20 protein-coding genes are annotated in these 21,951 nt (G+C 56.0%); all 20 read right to left on the bottom strand.

Annotation, left to right across the window (positions count from 1 at the left end; genetic code table 11):
* Position 1 precedes the first annotated feature (1 nt).
* The 20 genes from GTO91_RS07000 to GTO91_RS07095 all read right to left on the bottom strand — a co-directional run bounded on the left by GTO91_RS07000 (position 2) and on the right by GTO91_RS07095 (position 21,787).
* Entirely contained in the window at positions 2-961 is a 960-nt protein-coding gene (locus tag GTO91_RS07000) for a GDP-L-fucose synthase family protein (RefSeq protein ID WP_161256920.1), read from the bottom strand.
* 15 nt (positions 962-976) lie between these two features.
* Positions 977-2,065, bottom strand: a complete 1,089-nt coding sequence (gene gmd / locus GTO91_RS07005) for a GDP-mannose 4,6-dehydratase (protein ID WP_161256923.1) — start codon at positions 2,063-2,065, stop codon at positions 977-979.
* Between the two features lie 21 nt (positions 2,066-2,086).
* Positions 2,087-3,316 carry a methyltransferase domain-containing protein gene (locus GTO91_RS07010; protein ID WP_161256926.1) on the bottom strand — a complete coding sequence of 410 codons (1,230 nt, stop codon included), beginning with the start codon at positions 3,314-3,316 and terminating at the stop codon, positions 2,087-2,089.
* A 17-nt stretch (positions 3,317-3,333) separates the two neighbouring features.
* Positions 3,334-4,350: a TylF/MycF/NovP-related O-methyltransferase gene (locus GTO91_RS07015; RefSeq protein ID WP_161256928.1), complete on the bottom strand. Its 1,017-nt coding sequence runs from the start codon at positions 4,348-4,350 to the stop codon at positions 3,334-3,336.
* Between the two features lie 14 nt (positions 4,351-4,364).
* Positions 4,365-5,480: a glycosyltransferase family protein gene (locus GTO91_RS07020; RefSeq protein WP_161256933.1), complete on the bottom strand. Its 1,116-nt coding sequence runs from the start codon at positions 5,478-5,480 to the stop codon at positions 4,365-4,367.
* 33 nt (positions 5,481-5,513) lie between these two features.
* Complete coding sequence (locus GTO91_RS18040) at positions 5,514-6,338, bottom strand: class I SAM-dependent methyltransferase (RefSeq protein WP_207708985.1); 825 nt, start codon at positions 6,336-6,338, stop codon at positions 5,514-5,516.
* A 45-nt stretch (positions 6,339-6,383) separates the two neighbouring features.
* On the bottom strand, positions 6,384-8,444 hold the full coding sequence (locus tag GTO91_RS07030; protein WP_161256934.1) for a methyltransferase domain-containing protein: 2,061 nt from the start codon (positions 8,442-8,444) through the stop codon (positions 6,384-6,386).
* A 32-nt stretch (positions 8,445-8,476) separates the two neighbouring features.
* A complete protein-coding gene (locus GTO91_RS07035) occupies positions 8,477-9,277 on the bottom strand; it encodes a class I SAM-dependent methyltransferase (RefSeq protein ID WP_161256937.1) in 801 nt (266 codons plus the stop codon).
* Between the two features lie 16 nt (positions 9,278-9,293).
* Positions 9,294-10,205 carry a radical SAM/SPASM domain-containing protein gene (locus GTO91_RS07040; protein ID WP_161256940.1) on the bottom strand — a complete coding sequence of 304 codons (912 nt, stop codon included), beginning with the start codon at positions 10,203-10,205 and terminating at the stop codon, positions 9,294-9,296.
* Positions 10,206-10,260: 55 nt separating this feature from the next.
* Positions 10,261-11,367, bottom strand: a complete 1,107-nt coding sequence (locus GTO91_RS07045; RefSeq protein WP_161256943.1) for a class I SAM-dependent methyltransferase — start codon at positions 11,365-11,367, stop codon at positions 10,261-10,263.
* A gap of 141 nt (positions 11,368-11,508) precedes the next feature.
* Positions 11,509-12,510, bottom strand: coding sequence for a UDP-N-acetylglucosamine 4,6-dehydratase family protein (locus GTO91_RS07050; RefSeq protein WP_161256947.1), 1,002 nt, complete (start codon positions 12,508-12,510; stop codon positions 11,509-11,511).
* Positions 12,511-12,537: 27 nt separating this feature from the next.
* On the bottom strand, positions 12,538-14,496 hold the full coding sequence (locus GTO91_RS07055; RefSeq protein WP_161256950.1) for a motility associated factor glycosyltransferase family protein: 1,959 nt from the start codon (positions 14,494-14,496) through the stop codon (positions 12,538-12,540).
* 60 nt (positions 14,497-14,556) lie between these two features.
* Positions 14,557-15,867: a motility associated factor glycosyltransferase family protein gene (locus GTO91_RS07060; RefSeq protein WP_161256953.1), complete on the bottom strand. Its 1,311-nt coding sequence runs from the start codon at positions 15,865-15,867 to the stop codon at positions 14,557-14,559.
* Positions 15,854-16,237: a hypothetical protein gene (locus GTO91_RS07065; RefSeq protein ID WP_161256956.1), complete on the bottom strand. Its 384-nt coding sequence runs from the start codon at positions 16,235-16,237 to the stop codon at positions 15,854-15,856. The genes GTO91_RS07060 and GTO91_RS07065 overlap by 14 nt, the downstream gene beginning before the upstream one ends.
* A 15-nt stretch (positions 16,238-16,252) precedes the next feature.
* Positions 16,253-16,726: a hypothetical protein gene (locus tag GTO91_RS07070; protein ID WP_161256959.1), complete on the bottom strand. Its 474-nt coding sequence runs from the start codon at positions 16,724-16,726 to the stop codon at positions 16,253-16,255.
* Positions 16,719-17,141, bottom strand: a complete 423-nt coding sequence (gene fliS, locus GTO91_RS07075; protein ID WP_161256962.1) for a flagellar export chaperone FliS — start codon at positions 17,139-17,141, stop codon at positions 16,719-16,721. Before fliS ends, GTO91_RS07070 begins: the two co-directional genes overlap by 8 nt.
* A 28-nt stretch (positions 17,142-17,169) precedes the next feature.
* Complete coding sequence (gene fliD, locus GTO91_RS07080; RefSeq protein WP_161256965.1) at positions 17,170-19,248, bottom strand: flagellar filament capping protein FliD; 2,079 nt, start codon at positions 19,246-19,248, stop codon at positions 17,170-17,172.
* A 30-nt stretch (positions 19,249-19,278) separates the two neighbouring features.
* Entirely contained in the window at positions 19,279-19,692 is a 414-nt protein-coding gene (locus GTO91_RS07085) for a flagellar protein FlaG (protein WP_161256968.1), read from the bottom strand.
* 194 nt (positions 19,693-19,886) lie between these two features.
* On the bottom strand, positions 19,887-20,705 hold the full coding sequence (locus tag GTO91_RS07090) for a flagellin N-terminal helical domain-containing protein (RefSeq protein WP_161256972.1): 819 nt from the start codon (positions 20,703-20,705) through the stop codon (positions 19,887-19,889).
* A 266-nt stretch (positions 20,706-20,971) separates the two neighbouring features.
* Positions 20,972-21,787 carry a flagellin N-terminal helical domain-containing protein gene (locus tag GTO91_RS07095; protein WP_161256976.1) on the bottom strand — a complete coding sequence of 272 codons (816 nt, stop codon included), beginning with the start codon at positions 21,785-21,787 and terminating at the stop codon, positions 20,972-20,974.
* Between the last annotated feature and the right edge of the window lie 164 nt (positions 21,788-21,951).

The raw sequence follows: 21,951 nt of genomic DNA on the forward strand, positions 1-21,951 counted from the left end.
ATCAATCCCCTGTCCCGGAACCTTGTATCGACTGCTGATACCAGTCGATGGTGCGTTTCAGCCCCACCTCAAAGGGCGTAGCCGCCACAAAGCCAAAGCGCTCTCTCGCCCTTTGCGTATCAAGCATGCGGCGCGGCTGGCCGTTTGGTTTGCTTGTGTCCCAGATGATCTCCCCGGAAAAACCGGTCATGGCCGCAACCATGTTGACCAGATCGCGGATCCGGATCTCCTGTCCCGTTCCGAGGTTGACCGGCTCCGATTCATCGTAGTGTTCCGTTGCGAGCAGTATCCCTTCGGCCGCGTCTTCCACATAGAGAAATTCCCGCGACGGCGATCCGTCTCCCCAAACCTCTACGCTCGATTGGCCCTTCGCCTTGGCTTCCATAAACTTACGGATCAAGGCCGGGATCACATGGGAAGTCTCCAGGTCAAAGTTATCCCTGGGGCCGTACAGGTTGACAGGCAGCAAAAAGATGGAGTTGAAGCCGTATTGTTTGCGGTAGGCCTGGCTCTGGACGAGCATCATTTTCTTGGCCAACCCGTAAGGGGCGTTCGTCTCCTCCGGATAGCCGTTCCAAAGGTCCTCTTCTCGAAAAGGAACGGGGCAGTGCTTCGGGTAGGAGCAAATCGTGCCGATGGCCACAAACTTCTCCAGTCCTCGCTGGCGCCCCTCCTCCATCATCTGCACACCCATCATCAAGTTGTCATAAAAGTACTTGCCTGGGTTCAACCGGTTGGCGCCGATCCCGCCGACGATCGCCGCCAGGTGGATGACGACATGGGGCCGGCAGTCCTCGTAGAGGGCGCGCACCGCCTCTCCCCGTGTCAGGTCATAATCCTTGCTGCGAGGCGTGATGATCTCCCGGCACCCCCGTTCCCGCAGCTTATCGACGACGAAACTCCCCAGAAAACCGGCGCCGCCAGTCACCACTACCCGCCGTTGGTCGAAAAAACCGGCCATTCCTGTCCCTCCGTCTCAGTCATGACTGACTTGCACGTTATACCCATGATTCCGGCAGAGCAACTCCTGTTCCGCCAGCTTCAGATCTTCCTCCACCATCATCCGCACCAGTTCGGGAAAAGACACCTTCGGCGCCCAACCGAGCTTCTCCCTCGCCTTTGCCGGATCGCCCAAGAGAAATTCCACCTCTGTCGGCCGAAAATACCGGCGGTCAATCTCCACCAGCACACGGCCATCGGCTCGGTCTACGCCGACCTCCTCGACGCCGCAACCCTGCCACTCGATCTCGATCCCCGCATGGGCCATGGCTTTTTCTACAAACTCACGGACACTGTGGGCTTCACCGGTGGCGATGACGAAATCATCGGGCTTTTCCTGCTGCAGCATCATCCACATGGCCTGCACATAATCGCCGGCAAATCCCCAGTCCCGCTTCGCGTCGAGATTGCCTAGATACAGTTTCTGCTGCATCCCCAGCTTGATCCGCGCCACCCCTCGGGTGATCTTCCGGGTGACGAAGGTCTCCCCGCGGATAGGCGATTCATGGTTGAAAAGGATCCCGTTGCAGGCGAACATATCGTAGGCTTCCCGGTAATTGACCGTGATCCAGTAGGCGTAGAGCTTTGCCGCCGCATAAGGGCTGCGCGGGTAAAAAGGCGTCGTCTCCCGTTGCGGGATCTCCTGCACCTTTCCATAGAGTTCGCTCGTCGACGCCTGGTAGAAGCGGGTTTTTTTCGTCAGCCCCAGCAGCCGGATCGCCTCCAGCAGGCGCAATGTGCCGATGGCGTCGGCGTTTGCCGTGTACTCAGGCGTCTCGAAGGAAACCTGCACATGGCTCTGGGCAGCCAGGTTGTAGATCTCATCCGGCTGGATGCTCTGAATGATCCGGATCAGGTTGGTCGAATCGGTCAGATCCCCGTAATGCATGAAAAACCGCCCATCGGGCTCATGAGGATCGCGATAGAGATGATCGATCCGGTCGGTGTTGATCAGTGATGAGCGGCGCTTGATCCCATGAACAATATAGCCCTTGTTCAGCAAGAACTCGGCGAGATAGGCCCCGTCTTGTCCGGTGATGCCTGTGATCAACGCGATTTTATCCATGAAGACCTTCCCCTAACTTTCTTAATCCCACAACCGGCATAGCGTAACGTCCTCTTCCGTAAAACCCAAGCCTGTCAGTTGTTCTCGAATCGCCTCTCCCCAAGTGGAAGCGATAAACACATAATCGCCCCGACCGAGGGAAGCCGGCTCTTCGATGGGAATTCCCATGACGGTTACGCCCCGCTTGGTCGGGTCGTTATCGATAAAGGCCTGCGCATCGACCTGGAACAGCTTCAATATGCCAAGCATCTGCTGTCCGAAGGAGCCTGCCCCGAAGATGACGACCCGCTTCCCTTGCAGCCGGGGCAAGGCTTTGACGATGCCGAGGAGCGGACTCTCCGGCATCGGGGTCACCTGATAGCCTTTCTCCCGCAATTCCCTCAAGGTTTCATCGCGAGGCGCTTCCTTGAAGAGGATCATCGACGCCATCGGGTATGGCAACAGGCCGAAGCGGCTAATGATGTTTCGGAGGAGGTTCTTCCCTCGCAACCGGCGAAGGAGCTTGGAAGAGCGGGATTTTTTTTCGTATTCGATCCCCCGCAGATAACAGTTGTGAAAGGGCTTTATCGCTACCGCCGGGAGTCCCATCCCGATGGCGACTTTCTCAATCTCGCGCGCTGACAGGGTGTAGACGTAATTCCCCATCGTCTCGAAGCTGTTTCTTTGGCTCCGTTCCTGTTGCTGGATCCGTCTCGCCCGGGCAGACAGTTTCGGGAACCGGCGGTCTTCTCTGTCGATCCGCCTGGAAGACAAAAGAGGCTCGGGGATGACGGGATCGAGCGGTTCGATCAGGACGACCGCTTTTCGCGCCACCCGGAGCATCTCATAGAGCGCCAGCATCGGCCTGGGGAAATGATGATAAGACTCCTTGCAGAAGACATAATCGAAGCTGTCATCAGCAAAGGTCATTTTTTCAGCGTTTTGCGCCACGTAGTCGGTGATCAGGCCCATCTGCCTGCCTTGCTCCAGCAGATCGCCTGAGATGTCGCTGGCGACAGCCTTTCCGCCGCGCTTGACAATATAGTGGGCATCAAGTCCGTACCGGCCATCTCCGACAGTCAGCCAGCAGGCCTGCCGGTCAGACTGCAACAAGGGATCGAGATGGCGGTACATGCGCCAGTCGTACCAAGAACCGACCGTATCGAAGTCCAGCCAGCTTTGGGCGTGTTCGCGCATCTCGCCGATAGCGTATTCCCGGTAATGGGCACCATGGGCGTGATAACTCCACCGGCGCAAATCGTCCTTACTCAAAATTCTCTCCCCGCCCCTCAGGACTTCCCTTTGACGAAGTAGACACCGCAATCATCGATAGGGATCAGATCGGCCTGCAGGCCCTGACGCTCCAGATACTCATGGACGGCAAGACGGCAGCCCTCCCAGAAGCCGTAATCATCAATAATCACATATCCCCCAGGAACGACCCTGGGAAAGAGGTGCTCCAGGCAGATCATCGTCGATTCATACCAGTCGCCGTCGAGGCGCAGGATCGCGATCGGCTCCATCTCATCGCCCAGGTTCGGCAGAGTCTCCTGGAACCAGCCTCTGTGGACGCGCACCTTCGTCTCGTCAATCGCCAGTCTTTCGAAAAACAGTTCACGAACGTCGTCGAGGGGACCGACACACTTGCCGATGGTCTCCAATCGTCCTGTCTTCCGTCCGCCCGAGTAGTCTTTCGCCAGATCGCCGTCCAAATCGGTCGGTTCAGGGAGACCCTCGAACGAATCAAAGAGATGGATGACACGACCGTTGCCGGCCTCTTTGGCAACGGTCGCCATGACGGCGGCGCATCCTCCCCGCCAGACGCCGCATTCCACAAAGGCGCCCGGAAGGCGGGACCGCTCGGCCTCCTTGGTGAGGCGGTAGACGTTATCCAACCGCTCTTCACTGACCATCGTATAGTCTCTTACAGCGCAGTAAAGCTCGACAGGCATCTGGAAACCCCGTTGTTCCTGCAAGAGCAGATAGCGGGCCTTGAGGAACGCGGCCACGTACTGCTCGTCATAGACTGATTCAACAACCATTTCCGGCCGCTTGGCCAGGAGCCTGTCTTTGATCTCATCGGCGACGGTCCGGTTGCCTACTGCAACGAGTATCCCTTGCGCTTCCTGCATCACTGAAGGCGGCGCATCGTCATCGCTCTGATAAATGGGAAACCTGCCCGCGATGCCCGGCGCCGCGCTCGTTCCGGCCTGATCGATAAACCCGATCACCTGTTGATCATCGCTGAGCATCTGCAAGGCGATCCATCCCGACACATTGGCCCCGTAAACCAGATATTTCCTCATTTCTCCACCCCCATTCAGGAGAGATATTTCTTGATGATCCCATCCAACTCCACAATTCGTCGATCCATGGAGTGGTCTCGCATACAACGTTCCTGTCCTGCATGGGCGATGCGCTCTAAGGCCGCTGGATGCTTCTGATAGAAGCGGACCTTCTCCAGCAATTCGGCCTCATCGCGGAACGTTTCGATCTCCTCGCCGACGCGGAAATACCGCTCCAGATGGGGGTGGTGTTCGGCCAGGAGCATGACGCCGCATCCCGTCGCCTCGAAAAGGCGCATGTTGACCGAATCCCCTTTGGAGAGGTCTTGACCGCCTTGACCGGCGTAGACGTCGCCGCCTCCGTTGAAGACCATCCGGCCGGACCGTAAAGCGCGGTACATATCCATGCCGAAACGACCGCCCCTGTTCAAAGGGGCGATTTCCTCTGGCAACTCCTCGTTTGGGCGGTCGATAAACAAGTTGACAGAGAAGCTATCCTTCTGCCGGGTTTCCCTGGCGATGGCTTGCAGATAACCGTTCCGGCGCTGGTGGACGTCGAGCCAGCTCCCTGAGAAGGTCACGTCAGCCGACGGCGCGACCCCTTGGACCTGTTCATAGATCCACCGGGGAAAGGCCGGCGCAAACCATTCTGTGCTTTTCACACCCATCTCCAGGGCGCGCCGGAGCACCAGTTCATGAAAGGAAAGGATCAAGTCAAAATCAGACCAGTCCGTTCCCTCGGGGATCGTGGCCGAACGCCAACCCATGACGAGCTTCGGGCGATAGGAGAGGGCGCGGACGAACTTGCTGTCAAAGGTGGTGGGATGACTGAGGTGCAGGATGTCCGGTCGAAAGGCCTCCACCTGCTGCAAGGCGATCTCATAGACCCAATCATCAGGGATATCGGTTCCTTTCGTTTCCCTCCACCACTTCGTCTGGGCCGACAGACAGTTCCCGATGACCAGTTTCGATGCGTAGCCCAGCCGTTCCATATAGGGGGCAAAAATGTGGGCGGCGCTGAAGCCGTCTCGGAAGATCAGGTCCATCTGCTCCGCAAAGGGTCTTTCTTTTAATCGCGGGTCGGGAACGTACAGTTTGGATAAGGCCCGGTCGTAAAAGGAATGGATTTGCATGAATTTCAAATGAGCCAAGGTTCGCCCCTCCCCCACCGTTTTCCTCACCGGTTATTCGCGGCGATCGCTGAGCCGGCGCACCTCGAAGGCAAAGCTGTCCTCCCAGAGGAGCATCGCGTTCACCTGGGTGGCTTTCAGGTAGATCAAAGCGGCGAAGGCCTTTTCCCTTTTTGTCTGGGGCGCGCAGTGCATCTGCAACAGGATGTCGCAGTCAAACCCGGATAGATCATCGGCGCTGTATTCAGAAAAAATCAAGCTGTCATTAAAGGATTCCACCGCCCAGCGGTGATTGCTGATCCTCGCGGAATGGAGCCACAGGTCCTTGCCCCGGTTCGGCGATTCGATATAGCCCCGCTTGCCGACACGCATCAACTCCCGGCAGGCCTTCGCCGGGTCGTCGGCATGTTCGAGCACATGGGAGCAGTAGACAAAGTCAAAGCTCTTGTCGGCGAAGGGCATGGCCTCGACAGAGCATTCAAAGACCGGTTTCCCGTCAACCCGTTGGAAGGCTTGCCCGGCCCGTCCATACTGATCGTCATCGATGGCAAACTCAGCGAGATGGGTGGCCAACGGGAAGGGCAGGTGGCCGCTGCCGATGTCGAGCACCCTATCGCCGTCACGGATGCCGAAGTCAAAATGACGGCGCTGGTAGAGGTGATAGCGGTCCCTCTGCGGCAACTCCTGATACCTGTCATAGACCTCGGAGAGCAGGTCAAAGGTCCTGCGCTGATTCTCCGCGATCAGTTGTTCATAGAGATCAAAGGCGGTGAGAAACTCTCCACGCTCGAAAAGTTCCCGCGCCAGTTTTACTCCCTCCGTCAGTTCGAGGTTGGGATGCTTCTGCTTTTGCCGTTTCCCGAAAGGCGGCCGCTCCACAGGCGAATCATCTCCCCATTGCGAGCTAGGGACAACTGGAGTGTCTTATCCGAGGTAACAGGCGTGATCCTTTCCCACGATCCGCTGAAGCAGCGAGTCGGCGAAAAACTTGACCCCCCAGTTGGGAATCCCGTAGGCGACGTATGGGCCGCCGACAGGGACGCTCCCCGGCAAGCCGCCGAAGATGTTCCGGTCCTCCACGCCATCGAGGAACTGAATCCCTTTCAAATCGTCGAGCAGTCGATCGGCGGCCTCTCCATACCCTTCGTCTTCCGTAAAAGCCGACAAGCGCCGCAGGAAATACTCCAATTGCGCATTCCCGGTCACACAACTCCAACGGTCATCGCTTTGCCACTGATGATTGAAGGCGCCAGGCAGTCCGGGGAACTGCTCCTGATCGCCAGGGGACTTTTGGGCCATGTAGGATGTCATCGCCGATGCCGCGCTGCGCAGCAACGCCATGATCAGGTTATAGTCCACATCGGCGTTTCTGAGCCGGTAGATTTCAAGCAAAGCGCCCAGCGTGTAGCCGATCAGGTGGGTCCAGGGTTTGCCGGGATCGCTCAAGCTGCTGTTGCCGAACCATCCGTTCGGCTGGGCCTGGTCAAGGATCCATCGCAACGCCTTTTCGGCGGAGCGGCGGTATCGCTCTTCCCCGGTGAGGGCATACATCTCCAACAGCGGCCAGGCCACCCGGCTCTTGTACGCCTTCATGTCGCCGCTGTAGGTGTTGCGCACCCAACGGCCATCCTCTTCCTGGCTGGCGACAATCCAGTCAGCCGCTTTCCGAGCGCTCCTCAGGTATTTATCGTCCTCTGTTTCCCGCCACAAGGCCATCCAACCCAAGAGGACCTGGGCCGTGTTGAAAACGCGGGGCCGGAGCCCGAAGACGCCGACAGGCTCTCCGGCGCCGCCCTCTGGCGACTGAATGGCGATCTCCCAGTCGCCCATCTCAATGGCGTTCTGACGGAAAGTGGCATCGCCGGTCAACCGGGAATAGGTCAGAAAGGTCGGGATGATGTAACCCGTCGTTTCCGGATAGGACACATCCCAGACGGGACGCACCATGTGGTAAATGGCGGAGACACCGCCGTTGTTCGTCACCATCTGGGCCCGCCGCAACCAGGTTATACAACCGGAAAGGTGTTCTTCATCGGAAGCGATCCTGTTCTTCCGTTCATCGAGCTTGTCCAGTTCTGCCTTGCGTTCCGCCACATAGGTTTTACTCAACCGCGAGGCGGCCGCCTGGCGCGAAAACTGCGCCAACTCCGTCGCCATCTCCCGGTCGTCAGGCCGGCCTTTTGTATAGGCTTGCAGCAGCTTTACGGCGTCATCATAACGCTTCATTTCCTGCAAGACGAGCAGGACGCTGAACACCGTCTCTTTGTCAAAAGGGTGCTTGTCGAGCGCCTCCAGGAGGAGTTGCCATGCCTCTTCCCGCCGTCCGGTCTTCCAGAGCGCCGTTGCCGCCTCCCGGTCATCCTGGTTATAGAGGCTGCGCAACCGTTCGAGGCCATCCGGTTTGACCGCTTCCAGGAAGAACATCTGCTCTGGCCGGTTGTCCAGCAGATCCACCTCAGGGATGCGGCTTTCCCGGTACTGCTTCTGCTCAATCTCGACGAAACCGGCCTTATCAAAGAGCACGCGCAGGGACGCAAAGTCGTAGACATACTTGCATGCTTTGCCGAAGGTTGGGAACCCGTAAAAAAAGTTGTTCAGCTTATCGGCCAGCGTCGCCCCCGGGAAACGGTCCCGTCCATCGCTCAGCTTCTGGAAGAAAAAGTCCCGGTCCTCATGGATATACATCTCTGCAAGGCGCCTCAGGTCCTGGGTGCCGAAACGAGCTATCCCACCCGGTTTTAGAACGCGAAACACTTCCCGGATGATCTCCTGCGCCCGGTCCCTTGTAAAGTAATTGATCGCCGAGATACAGGCGACCACGTCGACACTCTCGTCGGCCAAGGGGATGTTCTGATAGTCCAGGTCGAGGACTAGGTCGGAAGCCGGGTTGATATCAATATTTAAATACCCTTTGATTTTCACGGGGCCGCTGCAAAGGTTGACTTTTTTCTGTTCTGTACGCAGTTCCTTCAGGCCAACGCTCATCGTCATCCTCCTACCCAGTTGGCTCAAGGCAATCACTTTCCACACTGCCAATACAGGGTCGTCAGACTCTGCGATTTCAGGCTTTTTGTCTCCACGATATGGAACACCTGTGACAGTTCGCTGCGCATCTCCGCTTCATCGCGCCATTCGTTGATATGAAAATGGAGATGTTTTTCTCCAGATTGGTTCGCTGCCGGCGTATCGCCGCAGAACCATCCGCCCGGTTTCAGAGCGCCGTAGGCCTTATTGAACAACAATTGCTGGTCCTCTCTCGAGAAATGCTCTATAGCGCCTCGAATCAAGACCACATCATAGGCGTCCCGCTCCGGTTCGAAGGTCAGCACATCGCCGTGGCGGTACTCGATGTTGTCCGCCCCATGGAGCCGCAAGGCCGTCTTATACCCCGCCTCATTCAGTTCCACACAAGTCACCCGGCTCGCACGCTTGCGGTAGAAGTGATAGTCGGCCCAACCGTCGCCGGAACACAAGTCAAGGATCGTCCCGTTTAAAGGTAGTTTCTCGAGCACGTTGGACAGCGACAGGATCGTATAGTCAGTCATGAATTTTTCCGGATAGAGAAAGTGATGCCGGTGATCGAACCATTCAGCCGGCTCATGACTCCACTGCGAACGGAATAGAAAACTGGAGGCCACCTTGCCGGCATAGGCGGCCACACGGGCAAAGTATTCGCCGACGATCATCTCCCGGATCTGCTGCTCATTTTTCCCGCTGATTTCCTCATCATCAATGTTAAACAGCCGGTGGTCCATCTTTTCGATGTCCCTGAGCGCTTGCTCACTCACCTCAAGAGACAACTTTGACCAGTCGCTCACTGCATTCACCTCGTCGTTATCTTTCTTCCTTCATTACGGGCGATGGGTTGTCGAGATAATAACTCTGACAATAGTTAAGGCAAAAGTCAGGCGGGTTGCCGTCGCCGATGGCCTGACGGGTTTGATTGTACGATTCACTGCGCCAGATCTCCAAAACATCCTGTTCGAAGATGTTTCCGAAGCGGATGAATCCGTTATAGTCGTGACAGCAAAGGGTGACCGTCCCGTCCAGCAGGATGTTGAAGACCTCCCGCGGGTTGCTGCACCCCGCCATCGCCTTTTTCAACGCTTCCAGGTCCGGGTAACGGGGCCGGCAGAACTGAGGGAGCGTGGAAGGGCGCACCCTCAACCCGGAGCGGATATAGGGCGCTTTAAAGCTGGGCCTCAGTCCAAGCCGATCGCAAACATCCCGGAAGGCTTCCATCTCATGTTGATTATGTTCAAAGACTATAAACTGAGGGATGATGTTTGCCTTTCTTCCCAGACGCCGGTTGGCCTCCTGAAGCAACTCCAGGGCGGCCAGGGCTCGCTCCGCCTTGCCGCCAACCCGGTAATGGCCGTAAACCTCCTGGGTTGTACCGTCTATGGATAGGATGATGTCGTCCACGCCGGAGGCGATCAACGCCTCGGCCATCTGGCCGGTCATCACGTTTCCATTTGTGCTGATGTTCGTCTTGGCGAATTGGGCCGCATAGGCGACCATCGAAAAAATCTCCCGATTCAACATGGGCTCGCCCCAAAGGTGAAGATAGACATAGCGAGCGTAAGGACGAATTTTATCGGCGATGACGCGAAAGTCCTGTAGCGACATCATCCCCCGGGGCCGTTCGATCCGCTCCCCCCCCAAAGCGCACTCAGGACAGCGCAAGTCACAGCCCAGCACAGTTTCAATAGCAAATACGCTCGGAGCGGGAACAGAATCAGTCATTGAAATAACTCCTCACAATTCGTTCTATGTTGAACGGAACAAACGATTTATCTCTTTATGGCTTGTTGATATAAGGAATGGTATCGAAATCATAGATACTCCTCAGGCCCATCTCGATCAATCGATTGCCAATTTCCTCTTGATAAGCGATGGAACCGATGAGGACAAAAATATCCTTAACACCGCCAATCGCCTCATCGGGAGCGGCTACCGTCAAATTCATCATCTCCTGGCCCGCCTTGCGGGTATCACTGTCGATAAAGCCGGATGCCTTTATACCCAGTTCCTGCAACAAGTAGTACACCGCTATCCCGACTTTTCCAGTTCCCCATATATAAACAGGCCGTCCCTTGGCCGCTAAGGTGACTCTGCCGATCCATTCGCCCATGCCGGCTTGGTACACCACTTGCTGGTTCTCAACGCCTTTGTAATGCTCCGCGATTTTACTGACCCTGCGCGACTCATCCCCAAAAAACAGGTTTTTCCATCTCTCGTTCGGCTGATCATACTTGCTTCCTTGAGGGGTAAAAACCGATATGCAATCGTTTAAAAGCAACCCGTTCCAATTGATCAGTTCTTGACGGATACACCGCAGGCCTACAGAGGCGCAGATCTCCTCAAAGCGTTCGGCGGTGACTGTGCCGGCTCTCCAGGCGACGTTTTCGACCAGGACCTGACCGTTCTGATCACAGTAGCGCCCCAGATTGGAATGGTGGATAAATCCCACACCGTCCCGCTTTAACTTCTTTGCTAATTCCTTCAGATAGGCTTCAATCACATCAATCTCGACATGCACCAACGAATCCCAACTGAAGACAAAGTCCAAAGAATTATCTTCGATCATATCCAACGATTTTCCATCATTGGTGTAGTAGCGAATATTCTTTGCGCTGGCAAAACGCGCTTTGCATGCTTCAATGCACCGCTCCGTTAAGTCGACCAGTATCAATTCCTGTGCGACATCTTTTAAAAACTGCGTCCATCGCCCAAAGCCAGGCGCCAGTTCCAGTGTTCGACCCAAAGGGAGGTAGGGCAGGATTCGCGGCAAAATGGTGCACGTCCATAGATACTCCGTTCCACCCCAACCGGCAGACCACTCATCGCCCGATTGACTCCAATCGTAATTCGACCAGGTTTGTAAGTTATCGTTGATCGTTGCCAATGTAACCCCTCCCGTAATATGAAAACTGATCTAGCGTCAGCGTTCTAGCCGTGCTTTGCCAGGACTCCCCGCACAGTCTACATGCCATTGATTTTCCCCATCAGATGCCAGAGCGGTTTATCCGCTTCCAGGTGCGCAGCTTTAAACCAGAATATCTCCTTCTTTTTGAAGCAAATGTCGCACCTCTTCTTTGGAAATCGAAGGCATGTCCGCAGAACTGGCTAATTTTTCTTGCGCATACTCGCTTTGCTGACTCGGCATGGGCAACACAAACATATCGGGAAGCTCCCGAGCCAAGCGGCTCTCATCAGGTGTCATCAATTCCTCGAAGCGCTTTTCCCCAGGGCGCAAACCGATATACCGGACGGGGATCGCCCCAGGATCCCTCCCCACCAGCGGCGCGTACTCCTGGATCATCACCTCAGCCAAGTCCCCTAACCGGATGACGGGCATCTTGAGGACAAAAACCTCTCCCCCCTCGGCGAGTTCCCCCGCGCGGATCGTCAGGTCTGCCGCCTGGGAAAGGGTCATCATAAAACGGGTCATTTCTGGATCGGTCACCGTGACCGGTCCGCCTTTACGGATCTGTTGCTTAAAAACCTCGATGACACTGCCTCGACTGTTAAGCACATTGCCAAAGCGCACTGCAGAAAAAATGGTTTTCCGGTTGCCTCTTGACTCTTGTGCCGAAGAGATCAATCTTTCGGCCAGAAGTTTCGTCGCCCCCATCGTGTTGGTAGGGCTTACAGCCTTGTCAGAACTGGTATAGACAACGCGTTCGACATTATTCGCTAACGCGGCGTCAATGACGTTTTGTGTTCCAATCACATTGGTCTTAACCGCTTCATAGGGGTTGTACTCACAGAGGGGGACATGCTTCAGACTGGCGAGGTGAAAGATCACATGGGCGCCCTCTGATGCGCGCCGCACACGCTCGCTATCTCGCACATCGCCGATAAAATAGCGCAGATCCCGCCGGTGACCGTACTCCTGCTGCAGTTGGTACTGCTTCGCCTCATCGCGGCTGAACAGCCGGACGGCGCGCGGACGCCGGGCCAGGATCGCCGGCAACAGGACCTGACCGAGCGATCCGGTGACTCCGATGATCAGGACCACCTTATCTTGCAAGTAATCGTTACCCATAGCTCATCCCTTTGCCAATGCGAATTTCTAATCCTTTTTCAAACTGTCCAAGGATTCCTTGACCAACTTGTTCGTCTCTCCGGTCATCCGGTAAATCGAATCGTAAAGCAGTTGTCCCGCTTCCGCGATTTTCTTTCCCTTTACCTGCTCATCGGCGTCGTCGGGCACGTCGAGGCGCCGGAAGTATTCATAGTACAAGCTTTGAAAGGGCAGTGTGAGCAGGATATTCACTTCTTGGCTTTCCCTGATTTTGGCGTCGATCCGTTCGAGTTCTTTGAGGATGTTGCCGGCCGTCCTGTTCATCCGGTCTGTTTGACCGCCTTGCGAGCGCGCATACAAGGAATGCATCCTTTTGGAGAGGTCCCTCCCCCGACGGCTGAGCCGCTCCACCTGGGTCAACTCATGGGATACGCGTTCCATATCAGCGGTCAGCGCATCGCGGTCGATGAAGGGGGGCGACGTCTTCAAAAATTCCCGAAGAGCCTGCCGCAAGGTCGTGAGATCCCTGCCGGCGTCAAACAATCGGGGAATCTCTTCGAGGCGGGCGTTTTCCGCGCCTTCAATGGCCAACCCACCTACGCTTGCATTGTAGACATGGAGATGAGGGGACTTGGGGATCTCCGTTTCGAACCAGGTGCGGAAGATTTGAAAAGCCCAGGTGGTTTCCACCGGTTCCCCGTACATGTTGATCGTCGGGATCCGCTTCCGGTCATCCTGTTCCTTCTTCTTGCGCCATACCGTGCCGTCCGCGTGGGTATAACCGTCTGCGTAACAGAGATCAAGGCCGGTAAAAACGATTGGATCACAGCCCATGCGCCGGGCGATGTCGAAGGCGACGTTCGAGACAGAGGGGCCGCTTTGCACCTGCTGCTCTTGATACGGCCCGAATCGGTACAGCCATTGGCCGAGAAAATCGCTTGTCACCGCAAAGATTTTGGGGCCGCGGTGAACAAAAGGAATCCCCCAGTACACCTTGGGATCGAAGATCAGCGGGACCTCGCATTCAGTGCCTTCAAAGTGATACCAACCGGCCGTGCCTCCGTCGATGGCGACGACAAAGTCCGGTTCAATCCCTGCCTTGAGCAACACCTTCCAGGCTGTGCCGACAGAGATGATCAAGGCGTGCCGCTGCGCCTCTTTCAGCACAGGCAAGACCTTGTTCAGGGAAGGTCCAGCGGCGACGACAATGGCCGGGACTCCCGAAAAGTAATCCTTAAACTGGTTGATTCCCTTGGCGCCACAGACATAGGGCAGGTTTTTGAAGAGGTTTTCCATCCACAGGCCGGAAAAGTGCATCATCGTGGCCAACTCGGCAGCCACTTGATTTAACACATAGAGCACTTCTTCGATGATCTGTTTATAGTAGTCGCCATTCCACTTGGCCACAGGGGAGTAGTCGACAATGCGCACCGAATCACACTGATAAAAGCCAACCGTCTCCGCCAGGGCCTCGGCAAAGTCCTTGCTCTCCCATCCAAAAAACAGCAACAGCCGCTTGTCAGCGAATGCCGTCTGCCAGTCGACCACAGTCAGTGAGGCCAGGAAGAGATCCAACCGCGAGTCGACGGCAAAGATTTTTCCCTCGGTCTCCTTATGCTTCAAGAGTTCAATCAGGTGATAGCCCAGGCCGACGCCGAGCACAACAAGATGATCGATGTTCCCTTGCACTTCCCGGTTGTGGCCTTGCAGTATTCCGGCGGCCCAGTCCTCTGCCTCCCGCACCGAATCATAGCGGCTATGCAGGAAAACGGGACGCCCCCCTACAGCTTCCGCATAGGTGTGCCCCTTGCGCTGGCAGGGGCGGAGCGGTCCGTCGCCGTCGCCGATATAGACTGCCAGTTCCTCAAGGGAAACCTGACGGCGCAACGCCTCCTCTTCCATCTGACGGTAGAGTTCAGCCCGGTAGAGCTTCAGGGCCTTCAGGTTGCGCTCCCAGGTCAGCTTCTGTTCTTCGGCCGTTACCCCGCTTTGATTGACTTTGTTCATCTTCGTCATCCTAACATCGGTTTTATGTCAAAAGGGGCCTCTGTGGCGCCCCCCATTCTTTCAAGCCGATAGCTCATTTTCTACCTGGTCGAAGGGCAGCCATTTGGCCCCCTCGATTTTCGCTCCTGTGCCTGTATTAAAAAAGGTCACCTCGGGGTTCCGCCGGATGGCGCCTTCAACAAAAAGACGAAATGTGTCAAGGGCCTGGGTGGTGACGGCAAAGCCGCCGTCGTTTGCCTCTACAGTGCGGCTTTCACCGATCGGGATCGTGGCATCCCAATCATAGTTGTGGGAATGGGCGGCATGCCTGCGCCCATGGGTATAAGCGAAATCAGCGCCGGCAAAGAGGACTTTTCTCGCCTTCGTCCGCAAAGCGACGCCTAATGCCAAGGTGAGGACAGATCCGCCTGTCAGCACAGGGACTTCTCCCCGGCTTTTCGCCCAGTCAGCCACATAGTCCATCCCGTCCTGGGCGACGACGAACCGCTCCCCGCCATAGGCCTGGAGAACAGCCGGGTGAACCGTCGGCAGGTATAACAAGGGAGGGAGCGATGGTTGATCGCCCACATCAACCTGCTGAAGCACATAATGCTGAGGGTCGCTGATGACGACGGCGTCACTGCGCTTTCCGTGACGGATCAGTGGCTTCAGGGCGGAACCGGCAGCGAGCACGAGCGCCTTTTCCCGCCAGCGATTGATGTAAGGGATGGCGGGATCAAGCGAGGGGCCCGTTCCGAGGACAACCACGGCCGTTGGATTCCCAACGCGGGTGAGATAATCTGACAGCGCCAGGTCGCCATTGCGATAGGGCTCATTTTGCAGCCAGTTTTCCCACATCTGGGCGCCGAAGCGCTGATAGGACTGGCGGAGCGACAGTAGCCCCTCGAGAATCTGTCTGACTCGAACATGCCGGTCTTGCAAAAGGTCCAATGAAGGCCGGTGAACCCAAAAGGCGTCCGCCTCGGTGTATTTGTCAAGCCATTGAAGCAAGGCTGCTTCGGCCCTTTCGCCCGTATATACAGAGACGCTCGACGGCAACAGCAAATTCAACTGCATCGATAGATCAAAGGGTCGATAATCCAAATCAAAAACGGAAATGGCGACGCCGGGACAAAAGCGTGCCGCCGCCGCCACGTGGTAACCCAATCCGAAACCGTAGATAGCGATACGGCGAGGTTTTTTTCCGTCACCTTCCCCCTGCGCCGCAACCCATTGTTCCGCCTCCGCCTCCGGATTGACCCGGCTATGGAGGTACCGGCCGGTGCGGCAGTTCAATAGCGTCCAAAATCCCAACCGCCCCTGAATCGGCTGCAACTCATCAAGAACCATCTTGGTGCTCTTGGCGCTCACGATGTTTTTACGGTTTTGCATGGGCAACTTCCCCAACAGCGCCTTGACAGAACCATGCGTGAAGGCTTTCCAGGCTCTCCACCAGTTCATACTCTGTCAAATCAGCAATGGAGACAAAATCTTGAAAAGCCCATGCCTCTTCCAATTGGGACAAGGTCTGGGAAATGCGCTGAAAGGTCTCCTCCCCCTCCGGGGAGACCGGTTGAAGCTTGGGCAACCCCTCGATGACTGCAGCTACCCATTCCAAGCCATCAAAAGCTTTGGAGAACGCCTCAATGCCGCGTGTGTCATTCCCCTGGCGAAAGTAGGCGGCTGCCTGTCGAAGGCCTTCGATCAGCCGGGGGATGTATTCTATCCCAGATTCGGTAATCTCCCGGTATAGCTCATTCAATGTCTATGGCGCCCCCTAACCTTGATGATCATATAGTTTGGGACCTTCATCGGATACCTGACTGTACTGATTCGTGTTTTGCGGATTCATCATTCTGCGGTATTCGCTGGACCAGCGCCCTTTCAGCTGGAAAAGATGCTGCATGATGACCCCATCCAATTGAGACACCCGCCGTATGCGCTGGGCGAAGAGCGCCTCCAGATCCTCGGCTGGCGAAACATCGTCAGCGGCTTGGGGAGGCGCCGGTCGCTCCCGTTGCGACAGAACCACCGGCGAAGCGCAATCAGCGTTCACTTTGACCCTCAACCGCTTCAGGTCTTTGAGTTGGGCTAACAATTGTTCCCGTTGTTCCAAGCGTTCCTGAAGCCACTCCATATCCTCAAAGCTCGGATCGACGACTCGCGCTGCCATCTCCTCGCTCACCTTCTCCAACACCTCGGCGAGGTCGCACATCTCCCGAGCCGCATGGGACAGCAATGCCTTAGACACCGGCAGCCCCCCCGGAATGGGACTGGGACTTGGCGATACGCGCCGCCTCCTCCCAGGTTTTCCGCAGGTCGGAGAGCAGTTCCACTATGTCCTCAATCATCTTCGCATCCTTTTTAATGTTCGCCTGGACGAGGTGCTGAAAGAAGAAATCGTAGAGGCTCTTGAGGTTGTGGGAGATGGGGTAGTCCATGTTCAATGTGACCGTCAATTCCACGATGATGTTCTGCGCTTTTACGATATTCTGGTGGGCCTCATTCGGTTTTTTGCTCTCGATGGCCTTGATGGCCTGCTGCAGAAAACGAATGGCCCCGTCGTACAGCATGAGCAAGAGCTTTTCAGGGGCCGCCGTCTGGACTGCTGTGTTCCTGTACTGGTTCAGGGCAGCATTTTGCTGGTGCGGAGTGCCAGTCAACATGTCGCTATCCACTCCTATGGACTGATTTTTACCCGAGCAAGGCGCTAAAAGCGGAGGATTGGGACTTCAGCTTGGACAAAGCTGTTTCCATGGCGGTAAACCGCTGTTCATAGGTCTTGCGCTTTTGTTCCAGTCGTCGCTGAAAGTCCTCCATGTTATCGTCGATGACCTTCATCTCTTTGGTGATGCTCCCGCTGCTGCCGCTAATCGCTTCCAGAGAACCGCCGGTCTTGGTCGTATCTGTCGTAAAGAATCGCAGCCGCGTCGCCACACCGCCCGTATACTCTGTCTTCGGGTTGTAGCTGAAATACAGATTGGAGAAAGTCACGGCGCCGGGGTCAGACCCGAATTTGATGATGCCGTTGTTCCAATCAACGGAAAACTGGTTCGCGCCCGGCGCGCCGTCGACGAAGTTAAATTCTTGCCCGGACACCAGTTTCGTCGGCAACGAGCCGTAGATGAGACTCTTCTTCGGCAGTTGATACTCCAGCGTCCCTGCCGTGGTCGTGAGTTGATAATCGGCTACCTGGACTTCCTTGTTTTGAAAGAGGGCCATGACGCCGTCGAAATTGGTGCGCAAGGCTGTTTTCAGCTTCTCTTCGTCGATCGTCAGTTGACCGCTCTTGCCGCCCTCGTCAGAATACTTCTTGCCGGCGATGCCGATGTCCGAGAGACTGTTCATTTCGTCAGGCAAACCGATGACGTTGCCTGATGTCAACCGGCGCAGTTGATCATAGGCGTCCCGGACGATGCTCTGCGACTTGAGGATCCCCGACTTCAATTCGTCATCGGTTGTGGGCTTGATCACTTTTTTCTCGCCGAGCTTGTTGTAGAGGTAATCGACGGTCTCATTATATTTATCGACGAAATCCCGGATATTTTGGGTGACCTTGTCGAGGTCGGGGGTGACGGTGATGGTCGTCGTGGCGCCTTCTTTGAGCAGGGAGATATCCATCCCGTTGAAGGACATGGTGTTCTTGGCGCTTTTGATCTCGACTTCGTTGATCTTAACGGTCGCGTCGGCACCGGGAGCCTTCCCCGCACCGCCCGTCACGTCGGTCGTCCAGTTAAAGGTGGGATCGCTCATGTTCTTGGTGGCGTTCGCGCCAAGCATGACGTGGAGGAAATTGCCGTGGGCGCTGCCGCCGACCGGCTCATCGAGGACGATGTCCTGGCTGAGGCCTGTTTCCTTGGAGGTGAAGCTGATCTGGCCCTTGTTCCGGTCATAAAAAGCCGTCACACCGGTGGCGCCGTTGTTGATCTTGTTCAGGATCGACTGGATGGTGTCCGATGTGCTGTAACTGATGGTGTAGCCGTTGACCTTGAAGAAGCCTTCCGTAAAGTCTGTTCCCGTATAGTTTGTGTCGGCGTTGATGTCAGCTAGCGTCCGCAGTTCCGGCGAGTCCTTGCCGGTCTTAGCCGTGCCGCTGCTCAGTCCGGTGGCCGTCAGGAAACCGCTCGAATCGCTGCCCAGGGTGACGGTGGGCGATTTGCCGGCCGTCTTCTGGGTCAGGACGAGTTTCCCGGCTGAATCGATGCTGGCTGTCACACCTGCGTTGGAATCGTTGATCTTGTTCAAGACCGAGTTGACTGTATCGGCGCCCTTGACAACAGTGATGGTGACGCCGTTGATGGTGAACTGTCCGCTCTGGACAGCAGCTAAATCGTGCGGCGCTGTAAAGTCGGAGAACTTTGTGGCCGAGTCAGCGCTGATGTTCTTCGATCCCGTCAGAGAGGTGTACTCGGCGGCGAGGTTCGCCAGCAGATTTTCTTTTCCGGAAATCCGGGCGTTTTTCGCCAGCGAGGTGACCTCCACCTTGTAGGTGCCCGCCACAGTGTTCGTCCCTGTTTTGACAGAGGCTACGCTCGTGTCGCTCGATGTAGCCGTAGTGGCTGAAAAGCCGGTGTTTCGATAAAGCGCCTCGGCCTTATCGCGCAACGAATTCATCTTGATCTTAAATTCCAGAAAAGCGTCTTTGCGGAACTGCAAGAGCTTTTTCTGGGTCTGCATCTGGACGAGCGGTCGCGATTCGACGGCCATCAGCTTGTCGACGATGCTCTTCGTATCCATGCCGGAAATCAAGCCGCTGATCTGCATGTCGCTCATGGTATTCCCCTCCCAAACCTGGCTGTTCAGCTACACCCGCTTATCGACAAAGAGCCCGACCACGTCTTGAATGGCCGCCGCTAGGTCAAGCAGCTTTTTCGGCGGAATCTCCTTAATTACTTTATCGTTGCGATTGTCGATGATCTGAACCATGATATTTCCGGTTTCTTTATGAATTTCAAACTTCAAATGGGAGTTAAAGGGTTCCATCATCTCGTTGAGGTGGTTCACCTTTTTTTCCAACCTCTGTTCGTCCTCTTGGCGCAGCCCCCCCCCGGACTTCTCTTGCCCAGTTTGGGTCGTCGTCTTCTCTGCTTCTGATTTAACCGCCGCCTCTCCTCCATTCCCCTTGGGCAGTTGGAGATTTCCATTGACGCCGGCGACATTCGTCCCCACAGTCGCGACATGGGGAACCGCATTGATGGTGTTCGTCCCGATTTCCACGCGCTCCACTTCCTTCCCGGCGCAAACCAGCCGCATCGTCAGACAGCTTTGATAACCGACATAAAGGCGATATAGTGACCTACCCGCCGTATATGCAACTCACATGATATCAACCCGTAGGCAGCAGACAGAAAGCTGTGACAGAAAAAGGCCAGCCGAATGACCGGCCGGCCTTTTTATTCGTGAGATATTTTTTACCGCAAGAGCGAGAGTACACCTTGAGGCTTCTGGTTGCTTTGCGCCAACATGGATGTGCCCGCCTGGCTGAGAATCTGGGTCCGGGTAAAGCTGGACATTTCCTTCGCCATGTCGACATCGCGGACACGGGATTCGGCAGCTTGCAGGTTTTCCGAAGCCACGTTCAGGTTGGCGATGGTGTGTTCGAGGCGGTTCTGCCAAGCGCCCAGTTTGGAACGCATGGTAGAGACGGTGGCGATGGCGGTGTTGATGTTGGTGATGGCCGTTTGGGCGTTGGTCGTATTGGTGAGCGCCACGTTAGAACCGGACACACTCAGCTTGCTGGCCGTGACGCCGGTGATGCTGATCGTGATGGTCTGGCCGCTGTTCGCGCCGATCAGGAAGGTCTTAGAGGAGAAACCACCGCTCAGCAGTTTCTGGGTGTTGAACTCGGTCGTTTTGGCGATCCGGTTCAACTCGCTCTGAAGCTCCTTGACCTCCGTCATGATGGCAGCCCGGTCGGCGGTGACGTTGGTGTCGTTGGAGGCTTGAACGGCCAGTTCGCGCATCCGTTGCAGGATGGCGTGCGTTTCGTTCAGGGCGCCTTCCGCCGTCTGGATCAACGAGATAGCGTCCTGCGCGTTCCGGACAGCCTGATTCAAGCCGTTGATCTGGCCGCGCATCTTTTCGGAGATGGCGAGACCGGCGGCGTCGTCACCGGCGCGGTTGATGCGCAGGCCCGAAGAGAGCCGTTCCAGCGACTTGTTCATCGAAAAATCGGTAACGCCCAGTTGCCGTTGCGCGTTCAGCGCGCTGATGTTGTGGTTGATAATCATGGTATTTTTCCTCCTTGATTTTCTTTCGGCCATCCTTGGCCTTTGATGGAACTTTACGTTCTTATTATCGTTGTTCTGGAAGTAGAGTTTAACATTGGATTTAAGGCAAATACGACGTTTTTGGCCGTTTATACCTGTTTACGTTTGTGTATGTGCGAAAATCTCGCAAACGCTAAATGTTTCATTTTATCCTGTCTGCAAAAGGCCTGCCGGGCAATGCCGGCAGGCCTTTTTTACGTACGATTCTGATTGGCTTTCGCTGATGATTACCGCAGCAGGGAGAGAACGCCTTGGGGCTTTTGGTTGGATTGCGCCAGCATGGAGGTGCCGGCCTGGCTGAGGATCTGGCTACGGGTGAAGCTGGACATTTCCTTCGCCATGTCCACGTCGCGGACCCGAGATTCAGCGGCTTGCAGGTTTTCGCCAGCGACGTTCAGGTTGGCGATGGTGTGTTCCAAACGGTTTTGCCAGGCGCCCAGTTTGGACCGCATGGTCGAAACGGTGGCAATGGCGGTGTTGATGGAGGAGATGGCCGACTGCGCCTTCGTGGTGTCGCTGACACTCAGGGTGCCGCTGACGCCGAGGGCGTTCGCCGTCACGTTGGTGATGGTGATCTGGATGGTTTGACCGCTGTTGGCGCCAATCAAGAACGTTTTGGAGGAGAAGTTTCCGCTCAGCAGCTTCTGGGTGTTGAACTCGGTGGTCTTGGCGATCCGGTTCAACTCGCTCTGGAGTTCGGTGATCTCCGTCTTGATGGCGTTGCGGTCAGCGGTGACGTTGGTGTCGTTGGAAGCCTGAACAGCCAGCTCGCGCATCCGCTGCAGGATGGAGTGGGTTTCGTTCAGGGCGCCTTCCGCCGTCTGGATGAGGGAGATCGCGTCCTGGGCGTTCCGAACAGCCTGGTTCAAGCCGTTGATCTGGCCGCGCATCTTTTCGGAGATGGCGAGACCGGCGGCGTCATCACCGGCGCGGTTGATGCGCAGACCCGAGGAGAGCCGCTCCAGCGACTTGTTCATGGAGAAATCGGTGACACCCAGTTGCCGTTGCGCGTTCAACGCGCTGATGTTGTGGTTGATAATCATGGTATTTTCCTCCCTGATTTTTTACTCGGCCTTCCTTGGCCTGGTAGCATGATGAAAGCTACGTCATTATTATCGTTGTTCTGGAAAGAGAGTTTAACTTTGGTTTTTAGCTAAATTCGGCGATTATTCTTGATTAAACTAAATTGCGTTCGAATATGTACGAT

The sequence above is a fragment of the Heliomicrobium undosum genome, assembly GCF_009877425.1.
GTDB classification, from domain to species: Bacteria; Bacillota; Desulfitobacteriia; order Heliobacteriales; family Heliobacteriaceae; genus Heliomicrobium; species Heliomicrobium undosum.